This is a genomic window from Halorubrum rarum, assembly GCF_048380895.1.
GTDB lineage: Archaea > Halobacteriota > Halobacteria > Halobacteriales > Haloferacaceae > Halorubrum.
The window spans coordinates 1-15,095 of sequence record NZ_JBLWMN010000012.1; the positions used below are offsets into that span (position 1 = coordinate 1).

A 15,095-nucleotide genomic window follows, 5' to 3' on the forward strand; every position below is an offset into this window, starting at 1 on the left:
CGCCCCTCTCCACACAGCCCGGTGCGGTGCTTGCTGCGGCGGGCTTCGCCCTCGCGGCTGCCCCTTTGAGTCCCACCCCGCACAGCACCGCGCCTCACGCCTCCCCAGCCTCGTCAGGGACGGTCGCCGGAACCGCTCGGCGACCGCCCCTGACTCCCTCGCGCGCCGCCGCGTCGTTCGCTTATAAGCGTTTGTCGCCGTCGCTCACGGCTATTTAAATACCGTATCCCGACCGGCGGACTGCAACACTCACTCCCGCTATCGATCGCCGCTGTGTCCGTATTGACCGCGATCGGAACCAGATGTGTCCGATGATGAGGATTTAAAAGGGTGCATAATGGATACGAACCGCTTCCTTCACTGTCCTCGTTGGGATCGTCATGAGTGGCGCGAACGCCGCGAACGACTGGCGGTCCGACGTGGACGACGTCGACGCGGTTCTCCTCGACGGACTCCAGAGCGGCTTCCCCGTCCGAAGACGTCCGTTCGACTCCCTCTCGGACGCAGTCGGTCGAGCCGTCGCGTCGGACACCGCGGACGACGGATCGTGTGTTCCGGACGACGAGTCGACGTCGATCGAACCCGCCGCGATCGTCGAGCGCGTTCGCGACCTCGACCGTCGCGAGCTCGTCCGACGGCTCGGTCCGGTGCTCGACCCGTCGGCGATCGGGTCGTCGACGCTCGCGGCGCTCCGCGTCCCGAACGACGCGCTCGGGACGGTCGTCGACGTCGTCAACGGCTACCCGGAGGTCACACACAACTACCGTCGGGACCACGAGTGGAACGTGTGGTTCGTGGTGACCGCCGAGTCGCGGGCACGCAGGAACGCGATCCTCGACGAGATCGCCGACAGGACGGGATACGATCCGCTGAATCTTCCCAAGCGAACGGAGTACGCACTCGATCTCCAGTTCCCGGTGATCGGGGACCGGACGGCCGACAGTTCTCCGCTCGAGATCGATCCTCCGCTCGAGACCGATCGGGAGGGTACCGCGACGAGCCCCGGTCGCGATGGGTCGTCCGCGACGAGCCGCGACGTACGCAGTGCTCCTACTTCCCCTCACTCTCCCCACGACGGAGAGCTCTCCACGCTCGACCGTCGCCTCCTGGAGGCGATACAGGACGGGTTCCCGATCACGACCACGCCGTACGCGGACGTCGCTGACGACCTCTCGGTCGACGCTGACGAGATCGTCGACGCGATCGAGTCGCTGGTCGCGGCCGGATTCATCAAGCGGCTCGGACTCGTCATTGACCACCGAGCGGTGGGGTTCCGACACAACCGTCTGGTCGCATGGGACGTCCCGTCCGACGAAATCGACGAGGCGGGAGCCCGTGCGAGCGAGTGTCCCCACGTCACGAAGTGTTACCACAGGCCGGCACGGCCGGAGCGTGGCTGGCCGTTCACCCTCTTCACGATGGTCCATGGCCGCGATCCCGACCGCGTCGACGAGTGGATCACGGAGCTCGCGACGGACCGTCTCCCGTACCCGTACACCAGTCTCGACACCGTCGAACGGTTCAAGCAGACCGGAACGCGATACGAGACGCTGCTCTCGACTGGCGGTATCGAGGACACGTGATACCGGGGGCACGTGATCACCGACGATGTGTGACCGCGGAGTCGACGGATCGAAGTCGACGGATCGAAGTCGACGGATCGAAACCGACGGATCGACGCTGGCGACTCGACAACGACGATCGAACGCCGACTACTCGGACGCGGACGACTCGAACGGATTGACGAGCTCGATCGTCTCCTCGCGGTCGGGGCCGACCCCGACGGCGTACACGTCGGCGTCGACCTCGGCGGCGAGGAACTCCAGGTACTCTCGCGTCGCTTCGGGAAGGGCGTCGTATCCGTCCGCGGCGACCGCGGTCCAGTCGACTTCCTCCCACGTGTCGAACTCGCGGTAGACGGGGTCACAGCGCGCCCAGCGCTCCGTCGTCGTGGGGACGGTGTCGATCTCCTCGCCGTCGAGCTCGTAGCCGGTACACACCTGTAGCTCCTCGAGCCCGGCGAGCACGTCGACGTGGTTGACCGCGAGGCCCGTGAAGCCGGAGACGCGCGCGGCGTGCCGGAGCATCGGGAGGTCGAGCCACCCGATCCGGCGCGGGCGACCGGTGACGGTGCCGAACTCCCCGCCCTTCTCGCGGATCTCGTCGGCGAGCGCCTCCTCCCGCTCGTCGCCGTCCAACTCCGTCGGGAGCGGTCCGGAGCCGACCCGCGAGAGGTACGCCTTCACGATGCCGACGACCTCGCCGTCGCCGACCGTGGTGACGCCCACGCCGGAGCCGACGGCCGCGCCGCCCGCCGTCGGATTCGAGGACGTGACGAACGGGTAGTTCCCGTGGTCGATGTCGATCGAGGTCCCCTGTGCGCCCTCGAACAGGATCCGGTCGCCGGCCTCGTGGCGGCGGTACAGGTAGTCGCTGCAGTTGACGGTCATCCCCTCATCGGCGAGCCGCTCGCCGATCTCGACGAACTCCTCGTGAAGGGCGTCGACGTCGAACGCGTCCTCGCGGTCGGTTCCCTCGATGTCGAGTCCGTAGATGTCCTCGACGACGGCCCGTTTCTGCGGGACGGCGTACGCCAGTCGCTCGCGGAGCACCTCGGGATCGAGGAGGTCCCCGATCCGGACGCCCCGGCGACCCGCCTTGTCCTCGTAGGTGGGACCGATCCCGCGGCCGGTGGTGCCGACCTCGACGCCCGACTCGTCGTCCGCTTTGACCTCCTCCTCGATGCCGTCGAGGACTCGGTGATACGGGAGGATCACGTGCGCGCGCCGAGCGATCCGGACGTCCGGTTCGAGCCCCCGGTCACGGAGGTCGTCGATCTCGGAGAACAGCGTCCGAGGATTGACGACACAGCCGTTGCCGAGGATCCCGACTTTGTCCCTGACCGCGCCGCTCGGGACCAGGGATAGTTTGTACTCCTCGCCGCCTTCGACGACGGTGTGGCCGGCGTTATCGCCGCCTTGATAACGGACTACGACGTCCGCGTCCCCTCCCCACCGGTCGACGAGCGCGCCCTTGCCCTCGTCTCCCAGTTGGGAGCCGACGATGGTGACAGTCATACCGCTCATGGGTTCCAAGCGGGGGGTAAAACAGATTACGGTCCGTCCGCGCCGGACACACACGATCGTGCATCCATACAGAGGGATAGCAGGACCGATGTCGACGTTCGTGCGTGTTCTCGAGCACACACGCGGAGTTGCAGACCTCGAGACCACAGCCCGCTCACGGCACGACTCGTCGAGAACCTCCGACTAGATATATACGTGTTCTCTGAGAAACGTGACAACACAGATGATTCGAACGCACGGTTCATCCGTCGGTCCTGTCGTCTCGATCGGTGGCCGTCACGACCGACACAGGAGCGTGTAGATGCCCTCTCGAACGGTCCTCGCCGTCGTAGCCGTGCTCGTCGTCGCCCTGACGGCCGCCGGCCTCGCCGCCGCACAGGAGGGAGAGTACGTCAGCGGAGAGCCGGACATCGACGTGTACGTTCCGGAGCCGGAGGTGGAGCCGGGAACCGACGCACAGTTGACCCTTCAGATCGCGAACGACGGGAGCGTCCGGAGCGGTGCCGTCACCCAGCGCGACACCGTGACGACCGCCCGAGCCGTCTCCGTCGAGGTGACTGATGCCGGTCCGTTCGACGTCTCCACACGGCGACAGTCGATCGGGTCCGTCCCCGACGGTGGCGTTCGGGACGTGCCGCTCGGGATCACCGTTCCGGACGACGTCGCCCCCGGCGAGCACTCCATCGACGTCCGCGTGCGCTACTCGTACACGTCGATGTACGCACCGGGAAGCAGCGTCGTCCAGGAGCGAACGCGGACCGTGCGAACGTCGGTCGACGTCGTCGTCGCCGACGGCGCGCGCTTCGACGTCCGAACGGTCGAAAGCGACGTGCAGGTCGGCGACAGCGGAACGCTGCTCGCCGAGGTCACGAACGTCGGGAACGAGCCGGCACGCGAGACCACCCTCGAACTCGAGTCGACGACCTCCGACGTGACCCTCGGCGACGGACCGCGAAACACGGCTCGGATCGACCGCCTCGATCCGGGCGAGAACGCGACGGTCGCGTTCGACGCCTCCATACGTCCGTCGGCTTCGGTTCGGAACGTCACGCTCGCCGGCACCGTCCGGTTCACGGACCGCGACGGCGTCGCGACCGAGCGAGACGGACTGTCGGTCGGCCTCCGACCGGCCGACGAACAGGCGTTCTCGTTGACGGTCAACGAGTCGACGCTCAGGGTCGGGGAGCGAGGAACGATCCGCGGGACCGTCACCAACGAGGGCCCTGCGCCCGTCGAGGACGTGGTCCTCTCCGTCGGCGATGCTCGGATCGAACTCGCCAGCCCGACCTACGCCGTCGGCGATCTGGCCCCCGACGAGAACGCCTCGTTCAGGTTCCGTGGCGTCGTCCCGTCCGAGGCCGATCCGGTTCCACAGCGGCTCGACGTGACCGCGAGCTATCGGACGGCGGCAGACACCGACCGATCGACGACCCTGCCCGCCCGAGTGGCCGTCGCGGAGCGCCGTGACGCGGTCGACGTCGCCCCCGTCGGAGCCGCCTTCGCCGCCGGCGAGAGCGGGACCCTCACACTCGACGTCACCAACCGACGGGACGATCCGATCACCGAGGTTCGCGTCCGGATCGTCGTCGAGGAGCCGCTCGAAAGCGAGTTCCGGACGACGGTCGTTGACGGCTTGGCCCCCGGCGAGACCGATCGCGTCGCGTTCGACCTCGACGTCGACGACGACGCCCCCGAGAGTCGGTTCCCCGCGGTCGTCGAGATCGAGTACATCGATCCCGACGGCGATCCGGCGACCATGCGACCCTCGACGGTCGGCGTGAGCGTGACCGACGCCGCCGACGGCGATCTGCCGCTCACCGAGGTCGTGGTCACGGTCGCCGTGCTCCTGTTCGTGGTGGCCGGTGGCTGGTGGTTCTACGGGAGGCGCTTCGTGTAAAGCCATGTTCGATCAGATCGTCGTCGACGGGCTCACGAAGCGATACGGCGACTTCCTCGCGGTCGACGACGTCTCGTTCCGCGTCGGGGCCGGCGAGGTGTTCGGCTTTCTCGGGCCGAACGGGGCCGGGAAGTCGACCGTCATCCGGGCGATGCTCGGGTTCCTGCGGTCCGACGCCGACCGTATCGAGCTCCTCGGACTCGACGCGCGCACGGAGTCCGAACTCATCGAGGCGAAGCGGCGCATCGGTTACATCTCGGCCGAGGGATCGTTCCACGAGGGGCGAACCGGCACGGAGATACTCGACTACTTCGAGGCGGTCAGGGGGGGAAGCAGGCGAGCGGAGCTGTCGGAGCTTTTCACCCCGCCGCTGGCGAAGCCAGTCGGCGAGTACTCGACGGGGAACAAAAAGAAGCTCGCGTTCATCCTGGCGTTCATGCACGACCCCGATCTCGTCGTGATGGACGAGCCGACATCGGGGCTCGACCCGCTCATGCAACGGACGGTGTACGAGTTCGTACGAGAGGAGTGTGCCGACGGAACGACGATCTTCTTCTCGTCGCACGTGCTCGGCGAGGTCCAGAAGATAGCCGACCGCGTCGGGATCATCCGGAACGGGGAGATGGTCGCCGTCGAGGACATTCGGACCCTGATGCGGAAGAGCGGGAAGGTCGTGACCGCTGAAGCCGAGGGGGGCTTCGATCCGGCCGACTTCGAGTTCGACGGCGCGGAGCGGGTCGACGTCGACGGCACGACGATGGAACTGGTCGTCACCCACGACTACGACCGGCTTCTCACGCGATTGGCCGCCTACGATATCGTCGACGTAACGATCCGAGAAACGACGCTCGAGGACGTATTCCTCCACTTCTACCGCGATGATTGAGTTGGCACGCTTCGAGGCGCGACGACAGTTCAAGCAGATGGTCGGGGTCGCGGGCGGGATGTTCGGATTCGTCGTGCTGGTCGTGCTGATATTCCCGTCGATCGAGGCGGCGGGGGCGGACTTCGAGGAGTACATGGAGGCGCTGCCCGACGCGCTGATGGCGGCGTTCGGCGGCGAGGCGGTGCCGATAACGACGATCGAGGGGTTCCTCGTGCTCGAGGTGTACGGGCTCATCTGGACGCTGCTCGTCGGCGCGTACCTCGCGTACGCGGCCGCGACGCTGATCGCGGGCGAACGCGAGCAGGGAACCATCGATATCCTGCTCATGACGCCGCTACCGCGGCGACGGATCGTCGCCGAGAAGTTCCTCTCGATGGTCCCCGACGTCGTCTTCGTCTCCCTCGCGACGTATCTCGGCGTGGTCGTCGGTGCGGCGCTCATCGACGAGGCGGTCGATCTCTACTGGCTGGCGGTCCTCCACGTCGTCTCGATACCGTACCTGCTGGCGTGTGTCTCGTTCGGACTGCTGTTGTCCGTCGTCGTCGAGTCGGCTCGCCGTGCACAGATACTGGCGTTCGCCGGCATCGCGGTGATGTACATGCTCGAAGCGTTGACGCGCGAGACGGAGTACGACCGGCTGGGAGACGTCATGTTCCCCAGGTACTTCGATCCCGCCGCGATCCTGGTCCGGAACGAGGTGGAGGCCCTCGACGCGTTACTGCTCGTCGCCGCCGCGTTGGTGTTCCTCCTCCTCGCCGCCGCGCTCTTCGAACGCGCGGACATCGCGACGTAAGCGGGGACGGGGACATCGCGACGTAAGCGGGGACGGGGACATCGCGACGTAAGCGGGGACGGGGACATCGCGACGTAAGCGGGGGCGGGGATATCGCGACGTAAGCGGGGACGGGGACTCACGCGTCACGCCGCAGGTCGTTGCGAAGGCGTCCGAGGAGGACGAACCCGACACCGCCGAGGAGCGCCGTCCCGCCCCCGACGACGAGGAGGACGGGAGCGACGCCGACGCGGGAGACCGCGAGATCGAAACCGAGCCGCGGCCAGCCGAGCGACGGGAGCGACACGAGCGCTTTCGAGTGGATCCACTCCGGTCGGACGACCGGCGCGATCCCGGCGCTCTGGTCGTACTCGTCGTTGGCGTCGCCACGCGTGACGTAGCCGTCGTGAGGGGCCGGGCAGTGTCGGAGTTCCCGACAGTCGCCGCCGATCAGGCCGTCGTCGCCACGACGGGTCCAGTCCTCGCCCGCCTCGACCGCGAACGCGACGCGGTGGAGGATCGGCGGCCCGTCGTCGTCCGGGACCGAGAAGACGATCACGTCGCCGCCGCCGTCCGCGGGGGCGGCTCGAACGGGCTCGTCGCCCGCGCTCACCCCGCCCCACGGGAACCGGTCGGTCGCGGTGACGACCACGAGGTCGCCGCGCTCGACGGTCGGCTCCATGCTTCCCGTCTCGACGGCGACCAGGGGCGGCCACGCGCCGGCGATCGCAACGATGAGCAGCGTCGCGACCGCGACGAGGAGAACGGGTCGGACGACGTCACCCGCGAGACGGGGGTTCACGGTCTGACACTGGGGCGCGCCGCGCTTGAGGATGTCGCCGCTCGCTCCCCGTTCGCGACGGGGCGGGGCCGCGCGGGCAGGGACTACAGCCCGGTCGGACGACTCACGTACGTCGTGTCGACGTCCCACTCCGCGGTGAGCGCCTGGAGCGCCCGGACGCCGAACGTCTCCGTCGCGTAGTGGCCGGCCAGAAACACCGAGATCCCCGCCTCTCGTGCGTCGTGATACACCTGTCCTTTCCCCTCGCCGGTGACGAGCGCGTCCGCGCCGGCGTCGACCGCCTCGTCGAGCCAGTCGGTTCCGGAGCCCGTGACGACCGCGACGCGCTCGATCCGCTCCGGACCGAACGGGAGCACCCGAGTGTCCGTCGTGCTCCCCTCGAACTCGTCCAGTTGCTCGCGGAGCGCCGTCGGGGAGACGGGCTCGTCGAGCCCACCGACCGTCCCGATCGTCACCGGGCCGAGCTCGCCGAACGGTCGGCGGTCGACGAGGCCGATCGCATCGCCGACCCCGGCGGCGTTGCCGAGTTCGGGGTGTCCGTCGAGCGGGAGGTGGGAGACGTACAGGGCCGTCTCCGCGTCGACGAGCGCCGCGATCCGGTCGTACTCGCGGCCGGTGACGCGGTCGATCCCGCCCCACGAGATCCCGTGATGGGTAACGAGGACGTCCGCGCCGGCGTCCGCGGCCGCGGCGATCGTCTCCGTCGCGGCGTCGACCGCGAACGCGACGCGGTCGACCGTCCCCTCCGCCGGGCCGACCTGTAGCCCGTTCGCGCTGGCGTCGACGTCGGCGTACGCGTCGGTGTCGAGTCGGTCGTCGAGGCGTCGGACGTATTCGGAGAGCTGCATGCGATCGGCTACGGCGGTCCCCCGGTTAAAAACGACGACCCGGTCAGGAGTCGCCTGCGACGACGCCGGCGAGCGCGCCGCCCACCGCCCCGAACAGCGCCGGATACACGACCCCGGCGAGGAGCACGGCCGTCACGAGATCCGGCCGTATCGACCCGTCCCCGATCGAGTACGCGAACGCGACCGCGCCGACGACGGCGAGCGGGAGGTACGCGACGGTCACGAGCGCGCCGATCGGAACCCCGTCGCCGAGGTCGTCGACGTCGGCGACGAACGCCGCCGCGAACCCGGCCCCGAGCAACAGGACCGGCGGGACGAGATACAGAAGGGTCAACGTCCCGTCGTCGGAGGCGGCGATGAAGTTCTCGACGCGCGTCCCGCCGAATCCCGGAATCTCGGTGTCGACGAAGTGCGCGTTGTAAAACAGCCAGCCGACGCCCTGCCACGCGGGGATCGGGTCGCTACCGAACAGGTCGACCATGAAGTTGAACGCGCTCAACCGCTCTTCGACGCCGCGGCGCTGTGTGACGTACACGAGCAGGTAGCCGAGCACGTACGCGGCGGTACCGCTCGCAGCGGCGACGCCGACGGTACGCGCGTCTCGGCGATCAGTGAGGGCCATACCGTGCCGACAGCTCCGACGGATAAGTGTTTGGTGGAGCGCCGTTGGTGAGTCGGACGGGCGTGTCGGTGAGGTGGACGGGCCGTCCTAACTCCCGCTCAGTCGTCACCCTGCGCGTCGACGATGACGACCTCGCCGTCCTCGACGGTGACGTTGATGAGCGTCTTCACGGTGTAGTCGGTGTGGTCGAGCTCGTTGTCGCCCGCCTTCTTTATCACGGCGACGACGTCGACGACGTCCGCGCCGACCTCGTTCGTGAGCGCGTCGAGGATGGCCTTCATCGTGCCGCCCGTCGAGAGCACGTCGTCGAGCACGAGCACGCGGTCGCCCTCCTCGACGTCGTTGATGTACATCTCCGACTCGGAGTAGCCGGTCTCCTGAAACAGCGGGACCTCGCCGTCGAGCCCGTACTGTCGCTTCCGGATGACGACGAGGGGGATGTCGGTCATCAGGGAGAGCGCCGTGGAGATGTGGATGCCCATCGCCGCGGGCGTAACGATCTTGTCGACGTTCTCCAACTCCGCCTTCCGGATGATCCGGATGACTATCTCGCGGAGGAGCTCGGGCTTCAGCATGGGAACGCCGTCGCTGATGGGGTGGACGAAGTACTGGTACTCGCCTTTCTCGATGATCGGCGCGTCGAGGAGCGACTGCCGCAACTGGTCCATGTCGCCGGTACTCGGGGGGATAAATAAAGCGTGGCGGTTGCGGACGGGCCGTGGGCGAGGATCTCAGCCATCCCCCGTTCCCGGACGCACCGCGTTCCCGGACGCACTGATCCGCCGGCTCAGACGTCCTCTCGGGCGTCGATCCCCGTATAAATGAACCACGCGACGGCGTACACGCCGACGAACAGGAGATAGCCGACCACGAGCCCTGCGAGCTGTCGGTCACCGAGCCCGTCGGGCAGCGTCGTCGAGAGGATCCACAGCGCGACGACGAAGACGACGAGCGAGAACACCCCGGAGAGGGCGTACACGCCGAGATCCGAGGTCAATCGTTTGCGCACAGCTGGCGTACGTCCGTCTCGCTTATAAAGTCCCGGCGGCGACGTCGGTCTCTCCTATAAAGTCCCGGCGGCGACGTCCGTCTCACTTATAATTCCGGTCGTCTCGGTCACTCGTTCGTTCGGGCCCCGACGAGCGATCGTACGCGCCGTGTTTCCGGAGTCGCCCGGCACGCGCCAGCACGGAGGGCGTGCGACAGATCCCGGACTCGCCGGCGGCCTGTGCGACGGCGCAGTTGTTACAGTTCTCACAGACGACGTCGACGCCGGGATCGGTGTCCGCGCCGAGCAGCCGCGCGGGGAGCTCCGGCTCCGCGTAGAAGGGCCGACCCATTCCGACGAGGTCGGCGTCGCCGGCCAGCGCGTCGTCGAGTTGTGCCCGCTCGCGAAGTCCACCCTCACACAGCACGGGAGCGTCGACGCGCTCGCGCACCCGGCGACAGAGGTCGCGGTTCCAGCCGGGTTCGAACCCGTATACGAACGACTCCGCCCAGTTGCCGACCGCGATCGCTGCCGCGCGCGGGAGCGACCCGAACGCCTCGCGGTACCCGTCCCGGAACCGCGAGTCGCGCCACGCCGCGGTCGGGAACTCCCCGCGGACGACGCTCATGTCCCAGAAGACGCTCGTCCGGACCGGGACGACCGCGTCGAACCCGACCGCGACCAGGCGGTCGCACGCGCGGACCGCGTCGTCGTCGCTCAGATGCGGACCGATCCCGGGAAGCGTCGGTCGCTCGGACGGGACCTTGGTCAGCAGGGGAACGTCGCCGGCGCGCGCCCGGACCGCCTCGGCGACGAGTTCGAGGAACGCGGTTCCGGCACCGACCGCGGGGTCGACCCCGAACCGGTCGTCACGGCGGTTGTAAAACGGGGAGAGGAACTGCTGGGCGATCCCCATGTTCGCGCCGGCGACGTGGACCGCGTCGTAGCCGGCGTCGACCGCGCGGGCCGCGGCACGACCGAAGTCGGCCGCGAGCGCTTCGACCTCCGCCGTCGTGAGCACGTGCGGCGAGAGGTCGAGGAACCCGAGCCGGTCGAGCGCGCGAAGGGGACAGGGAGGCTCCGAGACGGCGAGCTGGTTGACCCCCGGATTCGCACGCCGGTAGCCGGCGTGCCACGCCTCCATCGAGCGGAGCCCCCCGTGTTCGAGTTGGATCGCGATCCGGGAGTCGTGGGCGTGGATCGCGTCCGTGAGGCGTTCGAGCTCCGCGACGAACGCCGGGTCGTGAACCCGAGTCATGCCCGGCGCGGCACAGCCGCCCTCGCCGCGGACGATCGTCGCGCCCTGATGGACGAAGCCGACTCCCGCGGCCGCGGCGGGTTCGAGCTCCGCGATCAGTCGGTCGACCGCGTCGTCGCCGTTCCCGGCGCACTCGAGGAGGGGTGCGCGGTACAGCCGGTTGTTCAGCCGGAGCCCGCCGATCCGTACCGACTCATCGACCGTCGGCGGGGCGGGACGTGTCGCTCCACTGTCCGGATCGCCCGCCTCTCCGGCGGACGTCATCGGTTCTCGAACGCGGTCTCGTCGACGTCCGTCCGACGGACGTGGTCCGACTCGCTCGTCTCGAAGACGTCGTCCTCCTCGACCCCGACGTCGGCGTCGTCGATCAGCTCGGCGAGGAGGTCGGGATCGAACGACTCGGCGTCGCGCGGGTCGATCCCGGCGTGAAACAACGCCTTCCGGACCGTCGACTCGTTCCGAAGCGAGCGCCTGGTCGACATCGATCGACCGACCGATCCGAGCTCGCCGTCGATCTCGCGTTCCTCGTCGATCCGATCGATGATCGCGGCCCGCACGTCACTTCGGACGGTTCCCGCCTCGCTCGCGAGCACGGAGAACGCCACGAACAGGTCCGCCAACTCGGCGACGTCGAGCGCGTCGAGGTCCTCGACGTCCGCGACCCGCTCGCGGACGATGTCGACCGCCCGGAACACCGGTTCCGGGTCGATACGGTGGGCAGCCGTCGCCTCGTCAGGGTCGACGGCAGCGTCCGCGAGATCCTCATCCGTTTCGTCAGGGTCGACGGCAGCGTCCGCGGGATCGCCATCCGTTTCGTCAGGGTCGACGGTCGCCGCCTGCGGATCGTTGCGTGCTTCGGGGGGGCCCTCACCGTCTCCCTCGCGGACCGTCGCGAGGAACTCTCCGGGGCCGTCGTACGGGAGCCGCGCCCAGTCGTGTTCGGGGCCTTCCGTCCCGTTGACGTGTGCCGCGACGAGCGACGGGACGTCGCTGAACCCGCAGTCCGGGGCCGGACATCGAGCGGTTCGTCGTGTCATGTCGTATCATTGGGCGGCACGGGATTTGACGGTTCGCCCGCGACCACCGTCTCGATCGCGTGACTCCGTCGCGGCGTTTAACCGACTGTGTTCCCACGTTCATCCATGGAACGAACGCGGCGTCAGTTCCTCGGCGTCGGGGCAGCGATCGCGGCCACGGCCGGCTGTCTCGCACCGACCGGCGAGGGCGGACGGGTCGGCGTCGACGGGGAAGCGTCCGCTCCGCCCGAGGCGACGGAGGTCACGCGCGTCGGATCGGACGCCGACTACGAGGCGGTGTACGAGGCGGTCTCGCCGTCGGTTGCTCGGGTACAGACGTACGTCGAGGACCAGTCCGAAGCGCTCTTCGGCGACGGCGGCGGACGGGCCGGACAAGGGTCGGGTTTCCGGTACGGCGGCGACTACGTCGTGACGAACGACCACGTCCTGGCGGAGCCGGACAGGGTTCGCGTGCAGGCGTCCGACGGGCGATGGCTGGACGCGTCGGTCGTCGGTCGGGACCCGTACAGCGACCTCGCGGTCGTGGAGACCGACGCGAGCCTGCCGGGCGGCCCGCTCCCGCTCGCCGAGGAGACCCCGCCGACCGGCACCGAGGTGCTCGTCGTCGGCTCGCCGCTCGGACTGTCGGGGACCGCGACCCAGGGGATCGTCAGCGGTCGCAACCGAACCATCCCCGCGACCGCGACCGCGGTCGGACGGTTCTCCATCGCGGACGCGGTCCAGACGGACGCCGCGTTGAACCCCGGAAACAGCGGCGGCCCGATCGTGACGTTGGACGGGAACGTGATCGCCGTTGCGACCGCGACGCAGGGAGAGAACGTCGGCTTCGGCGTCTCGGCGAACCTCGTCAGGGAGGTCGTCCCCGAACTGATCGAGACGGGGAGCTACGAGCATTCGTACATGGGCGTGAGCGTACTGGCGGTCGAGCCGCTCCTCGCGGAGGCCAACGACCTGCCCGAGGCCCGCGGCGTGTACGTCGCCGAGGTGCCGGCGGGCGGCCCGTCGGACGGCGTCCTGCGAGGGGCCGACGGCGAGGCCGCCGTCGAGGGGGCGACCGTCCCGACCGGCGGCGACACGGTCGTCGCGCTCGACGACACCCGGATCGTTTCCAACGCCGACCTCTCCCGGTTCCTCGCGCTGGAGACGCGTCCCGGCGACGTCATCGACGTCACCGTGTGGCGCGGCGGCTCCGAGGAGACGGTCGAACTCGAGCTCGGGTCGCGACCGGAGCCGTGACGTCCGTCCGATCGGTCCGCGGCGGTGGACCCCCGCTTGCACGGATTGTAACCCCTAAATGCCCCCGACTACAGGTAGGGGTATGAACGGGAACAGGTTCGGTCGCCTCTTTCAGGTGACCACGTACGGCGAGAGCCACGGCGAGGCGATGGGCGTCACCGTCTCCGGCTGTCCCGCGGGCGTCGAGCTCGACGAGGACGCGATCCAGGCACAGCTCGACCGGCGCAAGCCCGGTCAGTCGATGATCACGACGTCCCGAGGGGAGCCCGACGAGGTGACGGTCAACTCCGGCGTGCAGGACGGCTACACCACCGGCACGCCGATCGGGATGGTGATCCAGAACAAGGACGCGCGCTCGGGCAAGTACGAGCCGTACGTCACCGCGCCGCGCCCCTCGCACGGCGACTACACCTACTCCGCGAAGTTCGGCACGCGGAACTGGGGCGGCGGCGGGCGCTCGTCGGCCCGGGAGACGGTAAACTGGGTCGCCGCGGGCGCGGTCGCCGAACAGGTCCTCGACGCCGCCGAGTACGACGTCGAGATCAAAGCCCACGTCAACCGGATCGGCGACGTCGAGGCCGACGACGTGAGCTTCCAACAGATCCTCGACCGCAGCGAGGAGAACGACGTCCGGTGTGCGGACCCGGCGGCGGCGGCCGAGATGCAGACGCTGATCGAGGAGTACCAGGAGGAGGGCGACTCGATCGGCGGCTCCATCTACTTCGAGTGCCGCGGCGTCCCGCGCGGGCTCGGCGCGCCGCGGTTCGACGGGTTCCCCTCCCGGCTCGGGCAAGCGATGTTCTCGATCCCGGCCACGACCGCCGTCGAGTTCGGGCTCGGGAAGGCGGCCAGCGACGTGACCGGCAAGCAGCGCAACGAGGACTGGACGTTCGACGACGGCGAGTCGTTCGACCACGTCGAAAGCGAGACGGGCGACCCGGTCCCCGTCGGCAACGACCACGGCGGGATCCAGGGCGGGATCACGACCGGCGAGCCGATCTACGGCGAGGCCACGTGGCACGCGCCCACCTCGATCCCGAAACCGCAGCGCTCGGCCGACTGGGAGACCGGCGAGGAGAAGGAGATACAGGTCGTCGGCCGCCACGACCCCGTCCTCCCGCCGCGGGCGGTACCGGTCGTCGAGGCGATGCTGTACTGCACCGTTCTCGACTTCATGCTCCTCGCCGGCCGGATCAACCCGGACCGCGTCGACGGGAACCCGGGCCAGTACGACACCGACTACCATCCGAGCAGTCCGGACAACGAGTAGCGACCGCCGGATCCGGGCCGATACGGACTTGAGAGCGGACACAGATCGATCGGGTATGAACGAGGCGAACGCGGACACCCTCCGGGTGTGGCTGGTCGAGCGGACGTACTCCGACGACGAGCAGAACCTGATCATCCTCACCTACGCGACGCCGGACGGTGCGCGGTACTACCGCAAGGAGCGGGCGCTCACGAGCTTCGGCGACGTGCGGGATACGACGGCGGCTCTCGAGGTCAGCCCCGACGACCTCGGCGCGGTCGCCGACGCCGAACTGGAAGCGGAGTACGCGGCGACGGTCCGGCGGATGATCGCGGACCACGAGCCGGACGACGTCATCTAGACGGGCCGATCGATCCCGGACCCGACCGTGAGCCCGGACCCGACTGCGAGCGC

General features: G+C 68.8%; 15 protein-coding genes. 7 read left to right on the forward strand and 8 right to left on the reverse strand.

The genetic code is table 11. From position 1 onward, the window contains the following. Nucleotides 1–380: 380 nt before the first annotated feature. A complete protein-coding gene (gene ahbB / locus ACNSN7_RS10380) occupies nucleotides 381–1,583 on the forward strand; it encodes a siroheme decarboxylase subunit beta (protein WP_418282210.1) in 1,203 nt (400 codons plus the stop codon). A 129-nt stretch (nucleotides 1,584–1,712) separates the two neighbouring features. Here the strand turns inward: ahbB and ACNSN7_RS10385 are convergent, their stop codons facing one another. Then, nucleotides 1,713–3,077, reverse strand: coding sequence for an adenylosuccinate synthase (locus ACNSN7_RS10385; RefSeq protein ID WP_418282211.1), 1,365 nt, complete (start codon nucleotides 3,075–3,077; stop codon nucleotides 1,713–1,715). Nucleotides 3,078–3,387: 310 nt separating this feature from the next. Here ACNSN7_RS10385 and ACNSN7_RS10390 point away from each other — a divergent pair, with 310 nt between their 5' ends. From ACNSN7_RS10390 to ACNSN7_RS10400, 3 genes are read left to right on the forward strand one after another with little or no spacing between them, the layout of a single operon-like run. Continuing rightward, nucleotides 3,388–4,983, forward strand: a complete 1,596-nt coding sequence (locus ACNSN7_RS10390) for a COG1361 S-layer family protein (RefSeq protein WP_418282212.1) — start codon at nucleotides 3,388–3,390, stop codon at nucleotides 4,981–4,983. Between the two features lie 4 nt (nucleotides 4,984–4,987). Next, nucleotides 4,988–5,869, forward strand: coding sequence for an ABC transporter ATP-binding protein (locus ACNSN7_RS10395; protein WP_418282213.1), 882 nt, complete (start codon nucleotides 4,988–4,990; stop codon nucleotides 5,867–5,869). 1 nt (nucleotide 5,870) lies between these two features. After that, on the forward strand, nucleotides 5,871–6,662 hold the full coding sequence (locus tag ACNSN7_RS10400; RefSeq protein ID WP_418282214.1) for an ABC transporter permease: 792 nt from the start codon (nucleotides 5,871–5,873) through the stop codon (nucleotides 6,660–6,662). A gap of 118 nt (nucleotides 6,663–6,780) precedes the next feature. Here ACNSN7_RS10400 and ACNSN7_RS10405 read toward each other — a convergent pair whose 3' ends face one another. From ACNSN7_RS10405 to ACNSN7_RS10435, 7 genes are all read right to left on the reverse strand, one after another. Then, nucleotides 6,781–7,443 carry a S26 family signal peptidase gene (locus tag ACNSN7_RS10405; protein WP_418282215.1) on the reverse strand — a complete coding sequence of 221 codons (663 nt, stop codon included), beginning with the start codon at nucleotides 7,441–7,443 and terminating at the stop codon, nucleotides 6,781–6,783. Nucleotides 7,444–7,526: 83 nt separating this feature from the next. Beyond that, nucleotides 7,527–8,291, reverse strand: a complete 765-nt coding sequence (locus tag ACNSN7_RS10410) for a Nif3-like dinuclear metal center hexameric protein (protein WP_418282216.1) — start codon at nucleotides 8,289–8,291, stop codon at nucleotides 7,527–7,529. Between the two features lie 43 nt (nucleotides 8,292–8,334). Then, nucleotides 8,335–8,913, reverse strand: a complete 579-nt coding sequence (locus tag ACNSN7_RS10415) for a DUF7978 family protein (protein ID WP_418282217.1) — start codon at nucleotides 8,911–8,913, stop codon at nucleotides 8,335–8,337. Nucleotides 8,914–9,011: 98 nt separating this feature from the next. Then, entirely contained in the window at nucleotides 9,012–9,581 is a 570-nt protein-coding gene (hpt, locus tag ACNSN7_RS10420) for a hypoxanthine/guanine phosphoribosyltransferase (protein WP_418282218.1), read from the reverse strand. Nucleotides 9,582–9,700: 119 nt separating this feature from the next. Beyond that, nucleotides 9,701–9,922 (reverse strand): hypothetical protein, encoded by a 222-nt coding sequence (locus ACNSN7_RS10425; RefSeq protein ID WP_418282219.1) that lies wholly within the window; start codon nucleotides 9,920–9,922, stop codon nucleotides 9,701–9,703. A gap of 82 nt (nucleotides 9,923–10,004) precedes the next feature. Beyond that, nucleotides 10,005–11,423, reverse strand: a complete 1,419-nt coding sequence (locus tag ACNSN7_RS10430) for an oxidoreductase (RefSeq protein WP_418282220.1) — start codon at nucleotides 11,421–11,423, stop codon at nucleotides 10,005–10,007. Further along, nucleotides 11,420–12,196, reverse strand: a complete 777-nt coding sequence (locus tag ACNSN7_RS10435) for a DUF7983 family protein (RefSeq protein ID WP_418282221.1) — start codon at nucleotides 12,194–12,196, stop codon at nucleotides 11,420–11,422. The genes ACNSN7_RS10430 and ACNSN7_RS10435 overlap by 4 nt, the downstream gene beginning before the upstream one ends. Before the next feature lie 105 nt (nucleotides 12,197–12,301). Here ACNSN7_RS10435 and ACNSN7_RS10440 point away from each other — a divergent pair, with 105 nt between their 5' ends. From ACNSN7_RS10440 to ACNSN7_RS10450, 3 genes are all read left to right on the forward strand, one after another. Further along, nucleotides 12,302–13,432 (forward strand): S1C family serine protease, encoded by a 1,131-nt coding sequence (locus tag ACNSN7_RS10440; protein ID WP_418282222.1) that lies wholly within the window; start codon nucleotides 12,302–12,304, stop codon nucleotides 13,430–13,432. 82 nt (nucleotides 13,433–13,514) lie between these two features. Further along, the gene (gene aroC, locus ACNSN7_RS10445; RefSeq protein WP_418282223.1) at nucleotides 13,515–14,702 is read left to right on the forward strand and encodes a chorismate synthase; all 1,188 of its coding nucleotides are present in this window, start codon (nucleotides 13,515–13,517) and stop codon (nucleotides 14,700–14,702) included. Between the two features lie 55 nt (nucleotides 14,703–14,757). Beyond that, nucleotides 14,758–15,042 carry a DUF7967 family protein gene (locus tag ACNSN7_RS10450; protein ID WP_418282224.1) on the forward strand — a complete coding sequence of 95 codons (285 nt, stop codon included), beginning with the start codon at nucleotides 14,758–14,760 and terminating at the stop codon, nucleotides 15,040–15,042. Nucleotides 15,043–15,095: the final 53 nt, after the last annotated feature.

Bases quoted from the DNA above. Each gene is read 5' to 3' on its own strand.
- ahbB (WP_418282210.1), top strand. From the start codon at position 381: ATGAGTGGCGCGAACGCCGCGAACGACTGGCGGTCCGACGTGGACGAC.
- ACNSN7_RS10385 (WP_418282211.1), bottom strand. From the start codon at position 3,077: ATGACTGTCACCATCGTCGGCTCCCAACTGGGAGACGAGGGCAAGGGC.
- ACNSN7_RS10390 (WP_418282212.1), top strand. From the start codon at position 3,388: ATGCCCTCTCGAACGGTCCTCGCCGTCGTAGCCGTGCTCGTCGTCGCC.
- ACNSN7_RS10395 (WP_418282213.1), top strand. From the start codon at position 4,988: ATGTTCGATCAGATCGTCGTCGACGGGCTCACGAAGCGATACGGCGAC.
- ACNSN7_RS10410 (WP_418282216.1), bottom strand. From the start codon at position 8,291: ATGCAGCTCTCCGAATACGTCCGACGCCTCGACGACCGACTCGACACC.
- ACNSN7_RS10415 (WP_418282217.1), bottom strand. From the start codon at position 8,913: ATGGCCCTCACTGATCGCCGAGACGCGCGTACCGTCGGCGTCGCCGCT.
- hpt (WP_418282218.1), bottom strand. From the start codon at position 9,581: ATGGACCAGTTGCGGCAGTCGCTCCTCGACGCGCCGATCATCGAGAAA.
- ACNSN7_RS10430 (WP_418282220.1), bottom strand. From the start codon at position 11,423: ATGACGTCCGCCGGAGAGGCGGGCGATCCGGACAGTGGAGCGACACGT.
- ACNSN7_RS10435 (WP_418282221.1), bottom strand. From the start codon at position 12,196: ATGACACGACGAACCGCTCGATGTCCGGCCCCGGACTGCGGGTTCAGC.
- ACNSN7_RS10440 (WP_418282222.1), top strand. From the start codon at position 12,302: ATGGAACGAACGCGGCGTCAGTTCCTCGGCGTCGGGGCAGCGATCGCG.
- aroC (WP_418282223.1), top strand. From the start codon at position 13,515: ATGAACGGGAACAGGTTCGGTCGCCTCTTTCAGGTGACCACGTACGGC.
- ACNSN7_RS10450 (WP_418282224.1), top strand. From the start codon at position 14,758: ATGAACGAGGCGAACGCGGACACCCTCCGGGTGTGGCTGGTCGAGCGG.